This window comes from Streptococcus sanguinis, assembly GCF_019928825.1.
Classification (GTDB): domain Bacteria; phylum Bacillota; class Bacilli; order Lactobacillales; family Streptococcaceae; genus Streptococcus; species Streptococcus sanguinis_L.
Genome location: NZ_JAHZOP010000003.1, coordinates 154,212 through 174,508 on the forward strand (window position 1 = coordinate 154,212; position 20,297 = coordinate 174,508).

The 20,297-nt window shown below is 44.3% G+C and carries 20 protein-coding genes; all 20 read right to left on the reverse strand.

Going from position 1 to position 20,297, the window contains the following annotated elements; genetic code table 11:
- Window positions 1-984 (reverse strand): LacI family DNA-binding transcriptional regulator, encoded by a 984-nt coding sequence (locus tag K1J09_RS06840; protein ID WP_004193510.1) that lies wholly within the window; start codon window positions 982-984, stop codon window positions 1-3.
- 108 nt (window positions 985-1,092) lie between these two features.
- Entirely contained in the window at window positions 1,093-1,803 is a 711-nt protein-coding gene (locus K1J09_RS06845; RefSeq protein WP_004193512.1) for an L-ribulose-5-phosphate 4-epimerase, read from the reverse strand.
- A complete protein-coding gene (locus tag K1J09_RS06850; protein WP_223323632.1) occupies window positions 1,803-2,666 on the reverse strand; it encodes an L-ribulose-5-phosphate 3-epimerase in 864 nt (287 codons plus the stop codon). The genes K1J09_RS06845 and K1J09_RS06850 overlap by 1 nt, the downstream gene beginning before the upstream one ends.
- Before the next feature lie 3 nt (window positions 2,667-2,669).
- Entirely contained in the window at window positions 2,670-3,335 is a 666-nt protein-coding gene (locus K1J09_RS06855; RefSeq protein ID WP_011837547.1) for a 3-keto-L-gulonate-6-phosphate decarboxylase UlaD, read from the reverse strand.
- Window positions 3,336-3,388: 53 nt separating this feature from the next.
- On the reverse strand, window positions 3,389-3,874 hold the full coding sequence (locus K1J09_RS06860) for a PTS sugar transporter subunit IIA (RefSeq protein WP_023916969.1): 486 nt from the start codon (window positions 3,872-3,874) through the stop codon (window positions 3,389-3,391).
- A 148-nt stretch (window positions 3,875-4,022) separates the two neighbouring features.
- Window positions 4,023-4,301: a PTS sugar transporter subunit IIB gene (locus tag K1J09_RS06865; RefSeq protein ID WP_002899074.1), complete on the reverse strand. Its 279-nt coding sequence runs from the start codon at window positions 4,299-4,301 to the stop codon at window positions 4,023-4,025.
- A 29-nt stretch (window positions 4,302-4,330) separates the two neighbouring features.
- Entirely contained in the window at window positions 4,331-5,788 is a 1,458-nt protein-coding gene (locus K1J09_RS06870; RefSeq protein WP_002899076.1) for a PTS ascorbate transporter subunit IIC, read from the reverse strand.
- 787 nt (window positions 5,789-6,575) lie between these two features.
- Window positions 6,576-6,833: a hypothetical protein gene (locus tag K1J09_RS06875; protein ID WP_002893837.1), complete on the reverse strand. Its 258-nt coding sequence runs from the start codon at window positions 6,831-6,833 to the stop codon at window positions 6,576-6,578.
- 58 nt (window positions 6,834-6,891) lie between these two features.
- Window positions 6,892-7,212: a hypothetical protein gene (locus tag K1J09_RS06880; protein WP_223323636.1), complete on the reverse strand. Its 321-nt coding sequence runs from the start codon at window positions 7,210-7,212 to the stop codon at window positions 6,892-6,894.
- 40 nt (window positions 7,213-7,252) lie between these two features.
- Complete coding sequence (locus K1J09_RS06885) at window positions 7,253-7,936, reverse strand: CPBP family glutamic-type intramembrane protease (RefSeq protein WP_002920292.1); 684 nt, start codon at window positions 7,934-7,936, stop codon at window positions 7,253-7,255.
- A gap of 468 nt (window positions 7,937-8,404) precedes the next feature.
- Window positions 8,405-10,543: an ATP-dependent Clp protease ATP-binding subunit gene (locus tag K1J09_RS06890; RefSeq protein ID WP_223323637.1), complete on the reverse strand. Its 2,139-nt coding sequence runs from the start codon at window positions 10,541-10,543 to the stop codon at window positions 8,405-8,407.
- A 457-nt stretch (window positions 10,544-11,000) separates the two neighbouring features.
- Complete coding sequence (locus K1J09_RS06895) at window positions 11,001-11,765, reverse strand: amino acid ABC transporter ATP-binding protein (RefSeq protein WP_223323639.1); 765 nt, start codon at window positions 11,763-11,765, stop codon at window positions 11,001-11,003.
- A 12-nt stretch (window positions 11,766-11,777) separates the two neighbouring features.
- Window positions 11,778-12,464: an amino acid ABC transporter permease gene (locus tag K1J09_RS06900; protein ID WP_002893845.1), complete on the reverse strand. Its 687-nt coding sequence runs from the start codon at window positions 12,462-12,464 to the stop codon at window positions 11,778-11,780.
- 3 nt (window positions 12,465-12,467) lie between these two features.
- On the reverse strand, window positions 12,468-13,160 hold the full coding sequence (locus K1J09_RS06905) for an amino acid ABC transporter permease (protein ID WP_002905414.1): 693 nt from the start codon (window positions 13,158-13,160) through the stop codon (window positions 12,468-12,470).
- A gap of 207 nt (window positions 13,161-13,367) precedes the next feature.
- On the reverse strand, window positions 13,368-14,252 hold the full coding sequence (locus K1J09_RS06910; RefSeq protein WP_002893848.1) for a transporter substrate-binding domain-containing protein: 885 nt from the start codon (window positions 14,250-14,252) through the stop codon (window positions 13,368-13,370).
- A 15-nt stretch (window positions 14,253-14,267) separates the two neighbouring features.
- Window positions 14,268-15,269 carry a uroporphyrinogen decarboxylase family protein gene (locus tag K1J09_RS06915; protein ID WP_223323641.1) on the reverse strand — a complete coding sequence of 334 codons (1,002 nt, stop codon included), beginning with the start codon at window positions 15,267-15,269 and terminating at the stop codon, window positions 14,268-14,270.
- 87 nt (window positions 15,270-15,356) lie between these two features.
- Window positions 15,357-15,557, reverse strand: coding sequence for a hypothetical protein (locus K1J09_RS06920; protein ID WP_223323642.1), 201 nt, complete (start codon window positions 15,555-15,557; stop codon window positions 15,357-15,359).
- A 55-nt stretch (window positions 15,558-15,612) separates the two neighbouring features.
- Complete coding sequence (locus K1J09_RS06925) at window positions 15,613-16,659, reverse strand: uroporphyrinogen decarboxylase family protein (protein ID WP_125331560.1); 1,047 nt, start codon at window positions 16,657-16,659, stop codon at window positions 15,613-15,615.
- A 209-nt stretch (window positions 16,660-16,868) separates the two neighbouring features.
- Entirely contained in the window at window positions 16,869-18,680 is a 1,812-nt protein-coding gene (gene glmS / locus K1J09_RS06930; protein ID WP_223323644.1) for a glutamine--fructose-6-phosphate transaminase (isomerizing), read from the reverse strand.
- A 351-nt stretch (window positions 18,681-19,031) separates the two neighbouring features.
- Entirely contained in the window at window positions 19,032-20,039 is a 1,008-nt protein-coding gene (gap, locus tag K1J09_RS06935; RefSeq protein WP_002899102.1) for a type I glyceraldehyde-3-phosphate dehydrogenase, read from the reverse strand.
- Between the last annotated feature and the right edge of the window lie 258 nt (window positions 20,040-20,297).

Consider the following 20,297-nt stretch of genomic DNA (forward strand, 5'->3'; position numbering starts at 1 on the left):
CTAAAAAGAGCTTCTAAGAACTGTAAAGCTAGGAACGACAAGGAGTTGAGCAGGTTCCGCCGCTAGCTCTCCTCTTAATTTTTTGATTAGATGTTCTGCTGCCACTTGACCAATTTTATAAGAATCTTGGCGAATACAGGACACATTCGGATTTAAAACCTCCATCCATTCCAAATCCTCGTAGGAACCCAGACCAAAATCACGGGGATAGCTGTAGTCGGTCTTGTTCAAGATTTTCATAAAATCAAGCAGGGCTGGGCCGTTCATGGTGAAAAAAGCGATTTTTTCTTGCCTTTGCTCAATCAACTGAAGAATTTTTTGAGCTGTCCCGTCTTGTCCCAAAACCAAAAGTTTCTCTGGGTCAGCCGAAACCTCTTCTTTAAAGCCCTGATAACGCATTTCCCGCGTCGAAATCCCCTCAATCGGAAAGGTGACAAAGTAAATGTCTTCATAGCCTGCCTTCTTCATTTCTGCCAGAAAAGCCTTGGTCGAGTTACGATTATTAGATACAACCGTGTCCAGCGTCACTTCTCTCGATTGCCTGTCCACTAGAACCGTCCGCTTCTTACTCAGCTTTTGAATCAGGAGCGAATTGGCATCCACCGTATCGAGAATAATCCCTGAGACATTCTGCTGCTGAAGCCGCTCGATATTTTCCTGCTCAATCAGCTGGTCATTGTCCGAATTGGTAAAGTTAACCGTGTAGCCGTATTTCTTGCAAGTGTCATGAATCCCTTTGATAACTGAGGAAATGAAGGGGTTGGTGATATCCGCAATCACAACGCCAATCGTCTTGGTGTCTCTGGTCACCAAACTCTGCGCCATTTTGTTGGGTTGATAGCCCGTTTCTTCAATGGCCAGCCGGATTTTCTCCCTCGTCTCCAAAGACATTTTCCGCATATTTCCATTTAAGTAATAGGAAATCGTCGCCTTGGACACCCCAACCAAGCTAGCAATATCATTGATTGTTACTTTTTTTGTCATTTTGTTCTTTCTAACTCATCAAATTGCATTTATTATACCACTTTAAAAATCAAGATGCCACTTAAAACCAACACAAAAAAGCAATCCCTGGGACTGCTCTTTGTTTTTTTAATGACTAGCGCCTTTTTGCCCATAGTAAGCGTTCGGTCCGTGTTTGCGGAGGTAGTGCTTGTCCATGAGGTATTTTGGTGCTTCTTTGACATCGGGTTTGATTTGCTCGGTGAAGCGCGCCATTTTGGCAACTTCTTCCAAGACAACGCTGTGGTAAACCGCAGCTTCTGGCGTCTTGCCCCAAGTAAAGGGACCGTGGTTGCGCACAGTGACACCTGGCACTGCCATGGGGTCAATGTCGCGCTCGCGGAAGGTTTCAATAATCACGGTGCCTGTTTCTTTTTCGTAGGCCGTGTTGATTTCGCTTTCTGTCAATGAACGTGCCGCTGGAATGGGACCGTAGAAATAATCCGCATGCGTCGTTCCGTAAAATGGAATATCGCGCCCAGCCTGTGCCCAGCCAACCGCTTCCGTTGAGTGCGTGTGAACAACGCCACCGACTTTTGGGAAAGCCTTGTAGAGCTCCACGTGGGTAGCCAAGTCAGATGACGGATTGAGGTCGCCTTCAACGATATTGCCATCCAAGTCGACCACAACCATATTTTCCGGACTGAGCTTATCGTAGTCCACACCGCTCGGTTTGATGACAATCAAGCCCGCTTCGCGGTCCACCGCAGAGACATTTCCCCAAGTAAACTTAACCAAGCCATGTTTTGGTAGGTCACAATTAGCCTTGTAAACGCGCTCTCTTAATTCTGGTAACAGCATTAGTTTAACCCCGCTTTCTCAATGAGTGGATAAAGGAAATCTTGGGCTTCTTTGATAGCCGCCTTGGTTTCCTCTACCGTTGGACAATTTTCAGACCACATTTCAATCAAAAATGGCCCTTGATAATTGGTTTCTTTTAAAATTCTGAAAGTATCTTCCCAGTTGACACAACCTTGACCAAAAGGCACATCGCGGAATTGCCCCTTGGACTGCTCGGTCACGGCATAGGTATCTTTCAAATGCAGGGCTGCAATAGCTTGATGCCCCAGCAGAAACTCACTGTAAAGGTCATTGTGCCAGGCAGAGACATTGCCTGTATCCGGATAGACAAAGAGATAAGGCGAATTGATTTCTTTCGCGACAGCCAGATATTTCTCAATGCTGTTGATAAAAGGATCATCCATAATCTCAATCGCCAGCATGACCTGAGTCTGCTCCGCCCAATCACAAGCCTGGCGGAGATTTTTCAGGAAACGAGCACGAGTTTCAGGAGATTTCTCCTCATAATAAACATCGTAGCCTGCTAGCTGAATGACCCGTACTCCCAAGTCCTGAGCTAGCTCGATACACTGCTTCATAGTTTCCAGTGACTTAGCTTCCAGCTCTGGATCATTGGAGCCCAGCGGGTAGCGGCGATGGCCGCTAAAGCATATGGTCGGAATGCGGACGCTGCTTTCATAAATGGCCTTTACTAACTCCAGCCTCTGCTCCTTAGACCAGGAAAGGCGAGCTAGACGTTCGTCCGACTCATCCACCGACATTTCGACAAAGTCAAAGCCTAGTTCTTTGGCAAAAGCTAAACGCTCAGGCCAGGAAAAATGCTTGGGTGTCGCCTTTTCATAAATTCCAATTGGACGTGCCATGGCCTACCCCCAAATTCGCTTGATTTCATCTTTAAAGGCCCGCGCAGCAGCAGCTGGATCTTCAGCTTCAGTAATACCGCGTCCAGCAATGAAGGTGAAGACATCAACTCCTTCAAAGAGTTTGAGCGTATCAATATTCAGACCACCTGTCACTGATACACGGAAGCCCATTTCAATCAGTTTCTTGACCTTATTAAGATCCTTTTCTCCCCAAGTTTCCCCAGCCAAAAGAGCGTCGCGGGATTGATGGTAAATAGCCTGGGAAATACCTGCATCCAGCCAAGTCTGAGCTTGTTCATAGGTCCAGTCTCCGTAAAGTTCAACCTGAATTTCCCCACGTTGGCCGCGCTCTTCCTGGATAGCTTTCAAGGCTGCCTTCATGGTTGGAATGGTGGCTGAGCAAATACAGGTCATCCAGTCTGCACCACGTACTGCATTGTTTTTAGCTACGGTTCCGCCAGCATCCGCACACTTGGTATCAGCCACGATGATTTTCTCTGGAAAGAGACTGCGGAGCACTTCAACAAGCTCGCTTCCCACCTGCAAGAGACAGACCGTTCCTGCCTCAATGACATCTACTTCATGGCCGACAGAAACAGCCGCCTTGATGGCTCCCTGCAAATCTGAATGGTCCAATGCTACCTGTAAATTTGGAATCTGTTTTGACATCTTTTTACCTCTCTTCTTAGTTTCAATCATATCCTAGTCTCTCTGAGCATCCATCAGGAATCCAGATCCAAGCCCTGCAAGTAAGGACTGTCCTTTGATTCCTCTATCAGAGCCAGCACTTCTTCGTCACTCTTGCAAGTCTTAATCCGCTCAATGGAATTTTCCAGCTCAAAAAGTGCAATAATCTGCGGAATGGCTACGCTGGTATGAATCTTGGAGCTGGTAGCCGCCAAAGAAAGCAGAACACTGACCTCCTTACCATCTGAAAAAGTGACTGGTTCTGTCAGTGTAATCAGGGAGAAGGCGTCGCGATTAACCCCTGCTTCTGGTCTGGCATGAGGCATCGCCATGCCCGGCATGAGAATGTAATAGGGTCCATATTCTTCTGTCGACTCGACGATGGCATCGTAGTACTGAGGCTGAACAGCTCCGCTCTCAATCAAGGGCTCTACTGATAGCTTGACTGCTTCCTGCCAAGTCTCGGCTGAAAGACCCAAACGAATAGACTTGTTGTCTGTCAATGCTTGTTTTAAATTCATTTCTCTTCCTTTCATTGGATACAAGGGGCATCTTCAATACCTTCCAAAATTTTAGCCCCTGCTCAATCTCACAATAGATAATATAGGAAGGTGGGGCAGCCTAACCACCCCACCCTAACTGAGAACCCATCTTCATAGATAGAAATTCTTACAATACCTGACTTAATTTTTCAGTGATTTCCTTATCATCCATCAGGTTGTCCAAGCCGATTAATTTTCCATTGGTTCGGCCTTCCAATTCATTGATTAAATGCAGAGAAGCAATGACAATATCGTAGCCCGAAGCTAAACTTTTAGCTTCTCCGACACTGCAAGAATTGACCGTAAAGTCTGTTTGTCCCAAATTACGAAGTGCATTTTCCACTTTCATTTTAATCACCATAGATGATCCCATGCCATTTCCGCATGCTGTTAATACTTTAACCATTTTAGTTTCCTCCGAAATCTTATTTTATATTAATCTTCTGCCTGTACCTGACCTTGATAGTAGGCTTCCTTATCCTTCGCTCTAGCGAATTGCAGCTGAGGAATGAGTAAGAAGAAGAAGCAAACCAGAGCGTAACCGATAATACCCAGATATTTGAAGATGTAGCCAAAGCCTAACCATGGAATTTCAAAATCGATATTACCGTGATATCCGCCGTAAGAAGCCAAGCCTAGCAGAGCCACACAGAGAGCACCAAGGGCTACCTGCAGCACACCTGAAATAAATGATAGGACAAGGGCTGCTTTCCAACCACCACGCTTGTCGGCATAGACTGCAATCGCTGCATTGTCAAAGAAGACAGGAACGAAACCAGTGATAATCAGGATTGGATTTTTGAAAACAATCAATAGTACAATGGTAATCAGTTGACCAACCAAACCAAAGGCAAAGCCGGAAAGAACGGCATTTGGTGAGCCAAATCCATAAGACGCTGCCACATCCACCGCTGGGAAGGAACCTGGCAAGAGCTTGCTTGAAATACCTTGAAAGGCATTAGTCAGCTCAGATACGAACATGCGCACCCCTTGCATGAGGATGAAGAGATAGACTGAGAAGGTAAAGGCTGTCTGAATGATATACATATAGAAGTCTTGCTTGGCAGGGTCAAATGGTGTACCAGTTGTGATAACTTCTTTGTTGGCCATAACATCTGGTCCCAAGACTAAGAGGATAGCACCGAAGAAGACTAGCATCAAAGTTGCAGAAGCAACGACAGTATCATGGAAGATAGACAGGAACTTAGGCAGCTTCAGATTGTCCAGATTTTCTTCTTTTTTACCAAAGAAAGGCGCAACCTTATCAACGAACCAGATGGCAAATTGCTGCTGGTGACCGATGGCGAAACCACCACCTCCAGTCAAACGCTGAGTAGCTTCGACAGTCATATTGGAACTGACAGCCCAGTAGAGACCACAGATGAGGCCGATAGCCAAGGTTCCCCAGCTATTGCGCAGCTGCGGTACCAGCAAGAGCACCATCAGTGATACAGTAGCAGCCTGCTGAACCATGATGTGACCAGTGATGAAGAGAGTCCGAATCTTAGTGACCTTACGGAAAGCTACTAGTAGGATGTTGAAGCCAAACCCAATCAAGAGAGCTGTTGTAGCTGTTCCGACAAAGTTTGGGAATTCTTCCGCAATCTTTGTATTCGCCGCTGTCAATCCAAAGTAAGGATCAATGACTGCAGCCCCAATTTTGAACTTAAAGTTCAGGGCTGCCAGAATTGGTCGGAAAGTATTCACCAGACCGGCTGCTCCGGCATTAAGAATCAAATAGCCGACCGTTGCTTTAATGAAGCCGGCAAACACATCGTGGGCAGGTTTCTTAAGCAGTGCATAACCGATTAGCACCAAAAGGCCGACGAAGAAAGCTGGATTTTGCAGAATGTTCTGCGAGAACCAATTTAGAATATTAAGAAGGATATTCATGGTAACTCCCCTTTATTTTTTATTTTTCTTATTCTTATAGATTTATTATAAATCGTGAAAGCGGTAACAAAAAGACCAAGAATTACACAGGCGACTGTTCACTCTTGGACTGTCAAAAAAATCTGCCCCTAAGGACAGAAAAAAGTAAGAAAGTGAGCATGGCTGCTCCTAAATTCGACGGCACCTATGGCTCGTCTCATTAAGTTTTTGAGGAACGTAGTTTTCGCTAACGTTCAAACTGCATCTTCGCCTCTAAGCCCTGCTCGACTCTGCGAGCCGGCAATCGCTAAGAAATTAGCGGAACGTAGACTTCGCTTGCGCTCAGTCTGCATCAATGCCTCTAAATTCGACTGCGTCCACGGCTTGTCTCATTAAGTTTTTGCGGAACGTAGTTTTCGCTTACGCTCAAACTGCATCTATGCCTCTAAGCTCTGCTCGACTCTGCGAGCCGGCAATCGCTAAGAAATTAGCAGAACCTAGACTTCGCTTCCGCTCAGTCTGCATCTATGCCTCTAAATTCGACTGCGCCTCTGGCTTGTCTCATTAAGTTTTTGCGGAACGTAGTTTTCGCTTACGCTCAAACTGCATCAATGCCTCTAAGCTCTGCTTGACTCTGCGAGCCGGCAATCGCTAAGAAATTAGCGGAACGTAGACTTCGCTTGCGCTCAGTCTGCATCAATGCCTCTAAATTCGACTGCGCCCACGGCTTGTCTCATTAAGAGGCATAGAAAAACCCAGCTATCCAATGGTTAGCTGGGTTAGGGTTGAGCTACATCATAGTTTTAGACTATCCTGCGGCCTTTTGATGAATGGTGATGCCGTATTTTTCATGGTTTTCTTCATACCAATTAATTAAGGCCATCGCAGTTTGATAAGTAATGTTCTTAATTTTGCTGGTCCCTTTAGTTAAGGTCAGGATACTCATCTTGCTGATGTTTGCATCCGTCGCAATTCGATAACTAGTTAAGGTTCCATTAACTAACAACTGAACAACAGCCTCGACTTTCCTATAGTCGGGCATGGTTGTAATATCCAACTTTTTCATAATTAAATCCTCTCCTAAAATTTAATTTACTAATCCATTATACACTTTTTTCTGACATTTACATATATAAAAACTTGAAAATGTACAAAAAAATTAGAACATAACTCATTGAAATGTCAACTTTTTCCATTTTTACAGACTTTTGATAGCCTTTTACCTCTATTAAATAGAAAAATAAATCAACATTATCATCTTTTGTTACTCTGTTAGCTCGCCTTTCCATACTCCTGTTTTTTCTCCATTTTCGTATAGCTAGACTAACTGTTAAATAAAGAATAGTCGGAATCATCACCACTGAAAGCGAGAAGAGGAAAGCCTGATTTTTTTCTACCGAGACAAAGCCTAGTAATCGTAAAGGATTTATAACCGCATCTTCCATAGTATGCATAATTACCAGCGGCCAGACAGACTTAGTAAGTCTAAAAATCTCTGTGTACATGACCGTCCAGCATACAACAATTATCATCCCGCCCGATAAGGAGGAATGTAAGACTTCCAACCGGCAAGGTATTTTGGATTTCTCTCTCAGACAGAAACTCCATAATGTAAGGCAGATGCCAAATCCACCAGATAAATCCAACAAGTAGATATAGTTTTAAGTCAGATAATTTTAATTTGATTAATTGATTGGTAAGATATGCCCTCCAAACGGATTCTTCAAAAATATTTTTTATGAATTGAGCCCCTATCTGTGTGAGCAAGATTCCAAGATAGACCATGAGCTCAACCTTCACATCTGTCACTCTGATGCCTTGTGCCACCAGTCCCAAGAATCTCACTATCATCGTAACAAGAAGGTAGACTAAAAAACTAACAAGGTATAACGTTTTATTATTTTTAAAATTAATGGAAAAACCTGCCTCTTTACAGCCGTCTCCGCCAAGGCTTCGAAGAAAGATGGTACAGATTAACGGAGTTAGCAGCCAAATCAGCATCCCTAAAGAGCCGCTTCCTATCTCTGTTCCGATACTTTCGTAAGGAGCCTGGCCGGTTACTTTATCAACAACATAACCAGTCCAGCCACACAGGGTGCTGAGAATGGCAAAGATAATGACATTGTGCTTAATTGTTGTTACTGTTTCATAGCAGTCTGCTTTCGTCAAAAATTATTCATCTCTCTTATTTTAAATCCTTCTGCATAAAGTTGATCCCCTGATAGGCTAATATACTGGCTTTATAAAGTTGCCATTTGCTGTCTTCCTCCAAATTGTCTAAATTTTTCCTTGAAAATCCTACAGCATGCGAGCTTAATCTCTTGTTTCAGAAAAGCTAGGTTGCTAGCTTGATTCTAGCCATCGACTGCTTCGGCAATATCAAAATTTTGTTTCATTTTACCGATACCTTCTAAGCAAGTCTGGCTTTTCTTCAGCATCAGGTTTCAATGTTTTTCTTTTTATATACCTAATAGAAACATTTCTTTTAAGTGATATCAAGGAGAATTTAGTTGATATTTTGGGATAAATACTAATTTATTTTCAGAAAGGATAGTTATTTGGAATTACTACTTAACAAAAAAGACCTGCCTTCATCTAAGAAGGAGGTCTTTGAAAAGTTAGTTGACTTAGTAAGTTTTATTCTGCCTGCTTGTCTTCTTCAGATGCGGAAGAACCCTTTTCCTTGATAACCAAGACACCATCTTCTAAATCAGCCGTCAAGTGCTTAGCATCTAGATTATCCAAGTGAAAGTCAGTTACCTTGTCACGAATTTGCTGCTCGATGACACGGCGGAGCGGACGAACACCCATGACTTGGTCATAACCAGCGTCGCGCAGGAATTCCTTAGCTGCATCAGATACAGCCAGATCAATTTCTTTCTTGCTCAAGGTTTGATTTACTTCGTTCAGCATGAGATTAACAATCTCCATCAAATCTTCTTTCTTGAGATGAGAGAACTCAATAACTGCATTGAAACGATTGAGGAACTCTGGACGGAAATAAGCTTTGAGTCGATCCATCAGATCAGGCTTTTCTGCATCCTCTTCCAAGCCTGCTTCATAGCCAAAGCCGGCATTGGAAGTCGCAATGATGACCGTGTTCTTGAAGTTGACTGTATTCCCTTGACCATCTGTCAAACGACCGTCATCCAGAACTTGAAGGAGAAGGGTAATCACTTGTGGATCCGCCTTTTCAATCTCATCCAAGAGAATGATAGAGTAAGGATTGCGGCGCACACGCTCGGTTAAGGTGTTGTTGTTGTCATCATAGCCAACATAGCCGGCAGTAGTACCAATCAGCTTGGAAACAGCAGTCCGGTCGGAGTATTCTGACATATCCAGACGGATGATGGCTTCCTTGGTACCAAACATATCCAAAGCCAGTTGCTTAGCCAGCTCAGTCTTTCCGACACCTGTCGGACCAACGAAGAGGAAGCTGCCGATTGGGCGGTTGCCTTCATCAAATCCTGCACGGTTACGGCGGATAGCTCTAGCCACGGCTTCTACAGCCTTGTCTTGGCCAATCACTTTAGCTTTGAGACGGTCATTCATGCCCTTGAGGCGCTCAATGTCGCTAGCACCCATTTGAGATACCGGCACACCTGTCATCCGTTCAACAGACTCTGCTACATCGTTGACCGTAGCTGTCACCTTCATATCCTCAGTGTGATTTTGAATTTTCTTTTCTAGCTCTTCAATGCGAGTCTTAGCATTCAGAGCTGCTTCATAATCTTCTTTCTCAACAGCCGCTTCCTGTTTGTCTTTCTGTTCAGCAATCTCATTTTCAACCGCATGAACATCAGTCACTGGATGCTGGGCTGCCAAGTGCGCAGCAGTCACATCGACCAGGTCAATAGCCTTGTCTGGCAGGCTCCGTTGTGGAATATACTGAACAGAGTAATCCACAGCCGCTTTCAGCACTTCATCCGGCAGGATGACATTGTGGTGCTTTTCGTACAAGTCCCGAATACCTCGAAGGATCTGATAGGTATCTTCGGCAGACGGTGCATTGACCTTGACTTCATTGAAACGGCGAGCCAGAGCTGCATTTTTGAGAATGGTGTTACGATACTCATCCTGAGTGGTAGCCCCGATGACGGTCAACTCCCCACGAGAAAGTGCTGGTTTGAGAATATCCGCCATGCCCTTAGAGCCACTATCTCCACCGATAGATCCTGCTCCTAGGATTTGATGGATTTCATCAAAGAAGAGGATAATGTTGCCGGCTTCCTTGACTTCATTGACTAAGTTTTGGATATTTTCTTCAAAGCTACCACGATATTGAGTACCAGCTTCCAGACCGGAAATATCAACAGAAATAACTTCCTTATTCTTGATAGCCGCTGGCACATCACCGTTAACGATAGCCTGAGCCAATCCTTCTACGACAGCTGTCTTACCAACTCCGGCATCTCCGACCAGAACCGGATTATTCTTAGTCCGGCGAGAAAGGATTTCAGCAGTTTCTTGGATTTCCTTATTGCGCCCAATGACTGGATCTAACTTGCCATCACGCGCTTCCTGAGTCAGATTGCGACCCAGCTTAGCTAGGATACCATCTTGCTTAGGTCCATGAGCAGCAGTTTGGCCAGTCTGCTCACCTGTTCCTTGACCAGGGAGTTTGCCAGTAGCCCGGTACTGAGCAAACTCTTCCGGTGTGACCTCTCTACCATTAATCAAGTAGCGCCGGTGTTCGCTGTTGTAGCCACCCATGCGCCCCATGAGTTGGTTGAAAAGGTCGTCCATATTGTTAAAATTGTTGTAGTTGTTGTTCATAGCATTACCTCGCTTTTTTCATATTTTGTTTTACATAATTTTTGATTTTACCAAAGTTTCAGATAAGAAATCTCTTCCTTATCCACTATAAATTTTGATTTGGGAGATCTTCTGCAATCTATTATTTTACATAACTTATTCTCTTTTCAAAAATCAAGACTGATTCAGTCTCTATTTTTATGAGTGATTTGATCTCTTTCAGAAGAAGATAATTTTACATAATTTTTAACCCTCCCAAAAATAATCGCCTTCCGGCTATATTCACATCTTCTGATTAAATTTACGTAAACTTTTTTGTTTACAGTTGTAATTTTATCATGACAGAATTTATTTGTCAATAGATTTTACATAATTTTTTAAAATAAATTTACAAATGTAATCGAGAAAGTCGTTGAGGACCTTTTCATTCCTATAAAGACGCCTTTTTATAATAAAAATCTGGACACAATCCAGATTTTTAAATCATATACTCTACACTATAGCTGGCATCGGACAGAATGCGGGACAGAAACTGTTGGGTCCGCTCTTCCTTTGGACTGCTGAAGAATTCCTGAGGAGGGTTTTCTTCGACGATATGACCTCCGTCCATAAAGATGACATGGTTGGCCACATCACGGGCAAAGCTCATCTCGTGGGTCACAACGACCATGGTCACTCCCTCCTGAGCTAGCTGCTTCATGACACTAAGAACTTCGCCGACCAGTTCCGGATCTAGAGCCGAAGTTGGTTCATCCAGCAGAATGACATCTGGCTTAACAGCAATGGCACGCGCAATCCCAATCCGCTGCTGCTGGCCGCCTGATAGCTGAGAAGGATAGTAGTCTTTGTAGGCCAAGAGGCCTACGCGCTTCAAGGACTCTTCCGCAATCTTAAGCGCTTCTTCCCTCGGTATCTTACGAGCTATCACTAAGCCTTCTAAGATATTTTCAAGGGCAGTTTTATTGGCAAAGAGATTATAATGCTGGAAGACAAAGGCCGTCTTTCTACGAATTTCCAAAATCTCTTTTTTGCTGAGTTTAGCTAAATCATAGTCCTTACCAGACAGAGTCAGCTGGCCGTCATCCGCTTTTTCTAAGTGATTCAGACAGCGCAGAAATGTTGTTTTCCCAGAGCCTGAGGGTCCCAGAATAACCACAACGTCACCTTGATTGACCTTGAGACTGACATCTGCCAGCACCTGGTGCTCTCCAAATCGTTTGGAGATATGTTTTACTTCTAACATGATCTTTCCTTCCTAAGCAAGAGCGTAGCGTTTTTCCAAGCCCCTAAAAATCCACTGAATCAAGCCGCAAATAATGAGATAAATAACAAAAATCACCAGATAAGACTCTGAATACTGGTAAGAATGGGAGGCCTCTATCTTAGCCAAGGCTGTGATATCCTTGACCGTCATGACAAATACCAGCGAGGTTCCCTTGACTAGATTGATAACCAGATTGGCCAGATTGGGCAGGGCAGAACGCAATGCCTGAGGAAAAACAATCCTCCGATAGGCTTGAAAATTCGTTAAACCAATCGCCTGCGCCGCTTCCAACTGTCCTTTATCCACTGTCAAAATGGCAGAGCGCAGAATTTCCGACAAACTGCCTGTCGTCATCAGGCTATAGATGATGAAAGCATAGTAAAGCGGATTGAACTTAAAGACGTCTACCTGACTGCCCAGACTTTTGAAAATTTGATTCAGTAAGCTAGGAAAAAGACTGTAGAAAAAGAGAATGAGCAAAATGGGCGGCGTCGCCCGAATGAAGGCCAGATAAACCACCGAAAAGGTCCGCACACCTCGAACTTTATAAATCTGTCCCAGAGCTAGAAGCAGAGCCGGAATAAAGCTGAGCAGAATAGCCACCACCATAATGATCAGGGTTACTGGAATGCCTTTCAGAGTAACCAGAAAGGTATTTACAATATAATTCAAATCCATGCTTTACCTCTCCTTGACAGTCAGACTTTTTTCCAGAAGCTGGGAAGCCAGCGAAACCACTAGGGCAATCCCCCAGTAAATCAAGGCCACCGCTGTATAGGTTTCTAGGGAATAATTGCCCAGATTCCGGCTGATGAGATTTTGCCCTGCTCCCATGACATCAACTGCCCCAATCGTATAAGCCAGCGCAGCATCCCGCATGAGATTAAGAAGGGCGGTAGTCAGATTGGGCAGGGCGATGCGAAAAGCCTGCGGCAGGACAATACGCAGAAAAGTCTGCGCCGGTGTCAAGCCAATACTGAGACCTGCCTCGGTCTGTCCCTTGGGAACAGCAAGATAAGCTGCCTTGAAGACTTCCGCAATCATAGCCGCAAAGAGCAGAATCATGGTGATGATGACAAACACAGTTCGCGACCAATTATTGATATCCAGCCCCAGCCACCATTCTAAGAACTCTGGAATGCCATAAAAAACCAAGAAAAGCAAGACGATAGGCGGTGTACATCTAAGGATAAATATATATCCTCTAGCCAGACCAGCGAAAGACTGCTCCTCAGCAATCTGAGCCCAAGCCAACAGACCACCCAGCAAGGAGCCAATCAAAGCTGTCACAAACATAATCCATAAAGTGGTCGGCAGAGCCTGCAGCAGACTAGGCAGCAGGCCAAAGACACGGGACAAGTCATACGAGACCATAAGTTTCTTCTCCTTCGACAGTGATTAGATAGAATAAGCTTCTCTTGGACGGGCGCTTTCAGATTGGAATAGCCTTGCTCTCGCCTGGCTATCCTCTTTGAAAATTCCTTCAAACAGCAGCAAGGTCAGCTTAGAAGCCACCAACTCTATTTTCAGCCAGCTTCTCAGTCAGCCTTTTGATTTTCCATAATCAGCAGACAGCAGCAACTAATCCTTGTCCACATAAGAGAAGACATCTTCTCCGAAATACTTTTCAGATAGTTTGGCCAAGGTTCCATCTTTTTCCAGTTCCTTAATAGCCTTCTCATATGCCTTGGCAAATTCTTCATTTTTTTCGTTTTTATGAAGCAGTGGATAGGTCGGAATCCCCTTGTAAGGGAACCAAGTCAGTTGATCCGCATACTGGTGGTAAGAACCTTCCTTGTCCGTCACAGCTTTTTCAAATGACAGCTTGATGTCAAAGAAAGCATCGTAGCGTCCTTCCAGAACCCAAGCATAAGCATCAGCCACCTTGAAGGACTCTGCTGCAGTCAAATCAATAGGAGCTCCGCTATGCTTTTTGTTATACTCTTCGATAACGGCCCATTGAGCATTCTGCGGAGAGATTGGTACCAGCTTGCCCTTTTCCTTGGCAAAGTCATCAATGGTCTTGTATTTTTCAGCGTCTTCCTTGCGAATAGTGAAACCGATAATGCTAGCGCCGATTGGGCTTTTTGGAATGATGAACTTCTTCGCCCGCTCTTCGGTGTACCAGGCTCCCTTGGTTCCGATGTCATATTTCCCAGATTCCAGACCGACTAAAAGATCCTCATCACTAGTACCAGTATATTCAAACTGATAGTCTGGCAGCTTTTCATCAATGGCCTTGAGAACAGCAACCTCATAGCCATCTGACTCGCCCTTTTCATCCACAAAGTCATAAGGAACATAGTTCTGTGTATGTGCCACTTTCAAAGTCGTGACCTTGCCGCTGCCTGATGCAGAGCTGCTCGTCTTGCTAGATGAAGCACCTGTCAAAGTCCGGCCCAAGTAAGTCGCAGCTACAATAGCAATCACTGCTGCTCCACCAATAATCCATTTTTTCTTGCTCATTCTTTCGTCTCCTTCTTATGTTAAGCTTGCTGCTTGGCGAACCCACTGAATCCGCTCTGCTTCAATATCGCTTGGAATAGTACAGTCAGCCCCGATAATCAAAGCTTCCTTGCCAGCTCCTGCTATCAGCCGCTTGGTCTCATCTTGAATAGCCGCTTGACTGCCCGTGTAGAGCAGGCCGTCCTTGCCATTTTCAAAGCCACCGAGGACAGTCCGACCGCCAAATAATTTTCGTCCCTCCGCTAGGCTGATACCTTCTGGCCCCACTGCCCAGTTGATGACCTGAGCTGGATAATCTGTGAAAAGATGAACATCATTTCGCGCGCCTTCGTAACCGCAAATGTGCAGGATATTCACTCCGCCAGCCGCGTTGGCTGCTTCCAGCACCGCCAATTCACTAGGTGCAATAAAAGCCTTATAGTCTTCAGGCGACACCCGTGCATCCTGAATGCTCTGAACGCTGAGGTAGATTCCATCCGCACCAGCTTCCTTGATAATCCGCTCCGTCAGAGCTGCAATATCTTGAGCAATCACATCCAGCACCCGCTTCGTGAGCACTGCATTCTCTGCCAGGAAATCTGCAATGATATCATCCCCTCCGGCAACCTTGCCGACCAACCATTTGAAGTAGGTCACTGGCGCAAAAATATTGTAAATAGCGACCAAGTCCTCTGTAAAGCCAGCTCTAATCTTCTGAACCAGCTCCACCTGCTCACTAATCCAAGGATGGTCAGCACCTAGCGGCTCAATATCTTCCAAGTCTTTGATAGATTGGACTTTTTTCAAGCGATCATTAGGATAAGCAAAATAACCATCACTCATCAGCTTGATAAAGTCTGGCTCGACTTCTGCCAGAAAAGCTTGATGACCAGCCAGATTTTTATCAATAATGGCCCGATTTCCAAAACCAGCCAGCCACTCCTCTTCGCTGGTAAAATGATGCCAGAAACCAACTGGCACTCGATCAACAGGCTCTCCTCTGAAAGCCTTCAGTACTAATTCTCTTTTTGAAGTCATCTTCTCTCCTTTTTTATTGTTCCTATCTAGCCAATGAGTTGTTTTTTAGCTTGCTCATTGAGCTGAGTCAACCTTTTAGTAAAAATTCTAATCTGACAAGAGCAGGGCAGCGATATCATTGGGCTGCATCAAGCTAGTTGACTGCTCAGGCAGTTTCTTGAGCACCTGCAAATTATCTTCTTTTTTGTCTGAAGACTGATGAGCATAAATCTGACTGATGCTCAGAAAGGTTCCTATTATCAAGAATATCAGAGCAAGAGCAGCAAGCTTTTTTTGATACCTATTCATCTATCTTCCTCCTTGAAAGAGTTGAAAATTACCCTTTATGGCTTTAGCAAGTCCGTCAGAATTGACTAGCTGCCTGACGGATCCAGTCCAGTCTTTCTATTTCGAAATCATCTGGTACTGTGCAGTCGGCCCCTAGAATCACTCCCTGGTTGCCAGCTGCAGCCAGCAGCCGCTTGGTCTCAGCCTCTAATTCTGCACGACTGCCCGTATTTAGAAGAGCTGCTCTGCCATTTTCAAAGCCGCCCAGGACAGTCTGACCGCCAAAGAGCCTGCGCCCTTCCGCTAAGCTGACTCCCTCATGATGGGTTGCCCAGTTAAAGACTTGAGCTGGATAGTCTTTGAACAGCTCCAAATCATTGCTGGCCCCTTCAAAGCCGCAGATGTGGAGAATATTCTGACCGCCAGCCGCATTGGCCGCTTCCAGGACCTTAACCGTACTAGGCTCAATATAACGACGATAACTGGCCCCATCGACCCGACCGTCTTGGATTTGCTGGGTACTGAGATAAATCCCCTCAATGCCCGCTTCCTCAATGATCCGCCTAGTCAAAATAGCAATATCACCGGCAATGACATCTAAAATATGTCTTGTCAGCTCGGAATCCTCTGCCAGAAAATCTGCAATTTCTCTATCTCCTCGCGACCCTTCCCGGCGGAACCAGCGCTTGAGATAGGAGACCGGCGCAAAAATATTGTAGAAGGAAGCGAGGTTCTCCGGATAGCTTTCTTTCACAGCCTTCACCATCTCAATCTGCTGCTCAATCCAAGGATGTTCCTCACCGATAGACTGAATAGCAGACAAGTCCCGAATGGACTCAACATAATCCGAATAAAGCGTGCTGGGATACTTAAAGAAGCCATCGCTCATAATCTTGACAAAGTCTGGCCGTGCAGCTCGAACATAAGCAGTATGCCCCTCAACACTTTTATTGAAAATCACTGGATTGTCCAGGCCTAGCATCTTTTCCTCTTGGCTTACAAAGTGAAACCAGAATCCAACAGGCACTCGGTCAACTTCTTCACCCCGAAAAGCTCTCAGCACTAATTCTTTCTTGCTGACCATTACTTCCTCCTTCTTTGAATTTGTAATATATCTTACCATCCTCTCCTTCTCCTGGGAAATATATTTTCCCTATCAGCCTGATTAAAAATATTTATCAAAGCAAAATAAAAAAGCTAGACTAAGCTAGCTTTTTCAAGGCTTTTCAGACTCTGCTGAATAACCTTATTTTTCGTACCCTTTTTAGATAAGGACCATATATATTTTCTATAGACGAGATAGGTAAATTTTATAGGTAAACCCTGCTGCGCTTATTCTACAGTGACAGACTTAGCCAGATTTCGAGGCTTATCTACATCCAGACCACGGTGCAAGGTTGCAAAGTAAGCAATGAGCTGTGTCGGTACTACCATAGAAATTGGTGACAGGTATGGATGAACCTGACTGAGTACGATATCGTCACCTTCTTTGGCTACATTCTCCTCAGCAATAGTCAGCACCTTGGCACCCCGAGCTAAGACTTCTGAAATATTGCCTCGTGTATGACTAGCCAAGATTTCATCAGAAAGCAGGGCCAAGACTGGTGTCCCGTCTTCAATCAGAGAGATCGTACCGTGTTTGAGCTCACCAGCCGCGAAACCTTCACACTGGATATAAGAAATTTCTTTGAGTTTTAGGCTGGCTTCCATCGCCACATAGTAGTCTTGACCACGGCCGATATAGAATGCATTGCGGGTCGTTTCCAGAAGGCCACGGACCTTATTGTCAATCAACTCCTTTTCTGACAAAGTGGACTCAATAGACTGCGCAACTAAGGACAGCTCGTGAACCAAATCAAAGGCTGTCGCTTTCTCAGAAGCATTGGCATCACCAACAGCTTTAGCCAAGAAAGCCAAGGTTGCGATTTGAGCTGTATAGGCCTTAGTAGAGGCAACCGCAATCTCAGGACCTGCATGCAGCAGCATGGTATGATTGGCTTCCCGAGAAAGCGTAGAACCCGGAACATTGGTCACGGTCAAACTTGGAATGCCCATCTGATTCGCCTTGACTAGGACCTGACGGCTGTCAGCTGTTTCGCCAGATTGGCTGATAAAGATAAAGAGAGGCTTCTTGCTAAGGAGCGGCATAGCATAGCCCCACTCAGAGGCAATGCCCAGCTCAACAGGTGTATCCGTCAGCTCTTCCAGCATACGCTTAGAAGCATAGCCAGCATGGTAAGAAGTTCCAGCTGCAAGGATATAGAGACGGTCAGCTTCCTGAACAGCCTTGACAATATCCGCATCTACTGATACTTGCCCCTTATCATCTGTATAAGCGCTGATTAGCTTACGCATCACAGTTGGCTGCTCGTCGATTTCCTTGAGCATATAGTATGGATAAGTTCCCTTACCGATATCGGACAAGTCAAGCTCAGCTGTATAGCTTTCACGCTCCAGAGTATTCCCGTCATAATCCTGCACTTCCACACTGTCTTTACGGACAATAACCAGCTCTTGGTCATGAATTTCCATAAACTGATTCGTCTCACGAATCATGGCCATGGCATCTGAACAGACCATATTATAGCCATCACCCAGTCCAACTAGAAGAGGTGATTTATTTTTAGCAACATAGATAACATCTGCATCTTGTGAGTCCACCAAAGCAAAGGCATAAGAACCACGGATGATGTGGAGAGCTTTTTTAAAGGCTTCTAAAACAGACAAGCCTTCTTCTTCAGCGAATTTGCCAATCAGATGCACAGCAATCTCTGTATCTGTCTGCCCCTTGAAGTCATGACCAGCTAGATAATTGTTCTTAATATCAAGGTAGTTCTCAATCACACCGTTGTGAACCAAGACAAAACGGCCGGTCTGTGAAGTATGAGGATGGGCATTGTTTTCACTTGGTTTCCCATGAGTAGCCCAACGAGTATGTCCGATACCAGTAGTCCCAGCAACATCGATGCCAATTTTAGCATGTAGGTCAGCGATACGACCGACTGACTTGACCAGACTAGAAGTTTTCCCTGTTGTTACAAAAATTCCAGCTGAGTCATAACCACGGTATTCCAGCTTTTCCAAGCCCTGCATCAAAATATCTGTTGCGTTGCGATTTCCGACAACTCCGACAATTCCACACATAACGTTACTTCTGATTTCTAGCCTTAGAAACCAGCCCTTCTTATTAAAAATTGGTATAGTATACTTGAAGTTAAATAACTTCAACAAAGATAGTATACACACTGTTTTTTAGTTTGTCAAGTGTAAAATTGGTATAGTTTTCTTTAAGGAAAGTATGCTTGGATTCTCTCTTCACTAAACAGCCTCTTGAAGCATTTAGAAAAATGGACAGATATGATAAAAATGACTTTCTATATGACTGAAAATTTGGAAAATAGAAGTACAACATACCATAGCCCTGTCTCTAATAATTCTCGCAAAACAGTGCACAGAAAAAGAGACTCAAATGAGCCTCTTTCTTTTACCATTGAATTATTTAGCGATTTTCGCGAAGTATTCAAGAGTACGTACAAGTTGTGCAGTGTATGACATTTCGTTGTCGTACCATGATACAACTTTAACCAATTGTTTGCCGTCAACATCAAGAACTTTTGTTTGAGTTGCGTCGAACAATGAACCGTAAGCCATACCTACGATATCTGAAGATACGATTGGATCTTCTGTGTAACCGTATGATTCGTTAGCTGCTGCCTTCATAGCTGCGTTTACTTCATCAACTGTTACGTTCTTTTCAAGAACAGCAACCAATTCAGTAACTGATCCAGTTGGAGTTGGAACGCGTTGTGCAGATCCGTCCAATTTACCGTTCAATTCTGGGATAACCAAGCCGATAGCTTTAGCAGCACCAGTTGAGTTAGGAACGATGTTTGCAGCACCAGCGCGAGCACGACGAAGGTCACCACCACGGTGTGGTCCGTCAAGGATCATTTGGTCACCAGTGTAAGCGTGGATAGTAGTCATCAAACCTTCAACAACACCGAAGTTGTCTTGAAGAGCTTTAGCCATTGGAGCCAAGCAGTTTGTAGTACATGAAGCACCTGAGATAACTGTTTCAGTACCATCAAGAATGTCGTGGTTAGTGTTAAATACAATTGTTTTAACATCATTTCCACCAGGAGCAGTGATAACAACTTTCTTAGCACCACCTTTAAGGTGTTTTTCAGCAGCATCTTTCTTAGCAAAGAAACCAGTTGCTTCAAGAACGATTTCTACACCGTCTGTAGCCCAGTCAATTTGTTCTGGGTCACGTTCAGCAGAAACTTTAACGAATTTACCGTTAACTTCGAATCCACCTTCTTTAACTTCAACAGTACCATCGAAACGACCTTGAGTTGTGTCGTATTTCAACAGGTGTGCAAGCATTACTGGATCTGTAAGGTCGTTGATGCGAGTAACTTCAACACCTTCTACGTTTTGGATACGACGGAAAGCAAGACGACCGATACGACCGAAACCGTTAATACCAACTTTAACTACCATTCGTGATTTCCTCCTTATGAAAATCAAAAAATTTTTATGTGAAAAGAGTAACTTGAGTTGCTACAAATCACCTTTCAACATTTCTATTATATACTTAATTGAGGTAAAATGCAACTGATTTCATTGTTATTAACAAGTATTATGAATTCTTTCACTAACTTTCATTTCGACTTTCATTGATTTGAAAAAGCAAAGCAGTATCTTTTGAAAATGCGGGAATACAACTTACAAAATCAATCATTTCCCCTTTTTATTGAG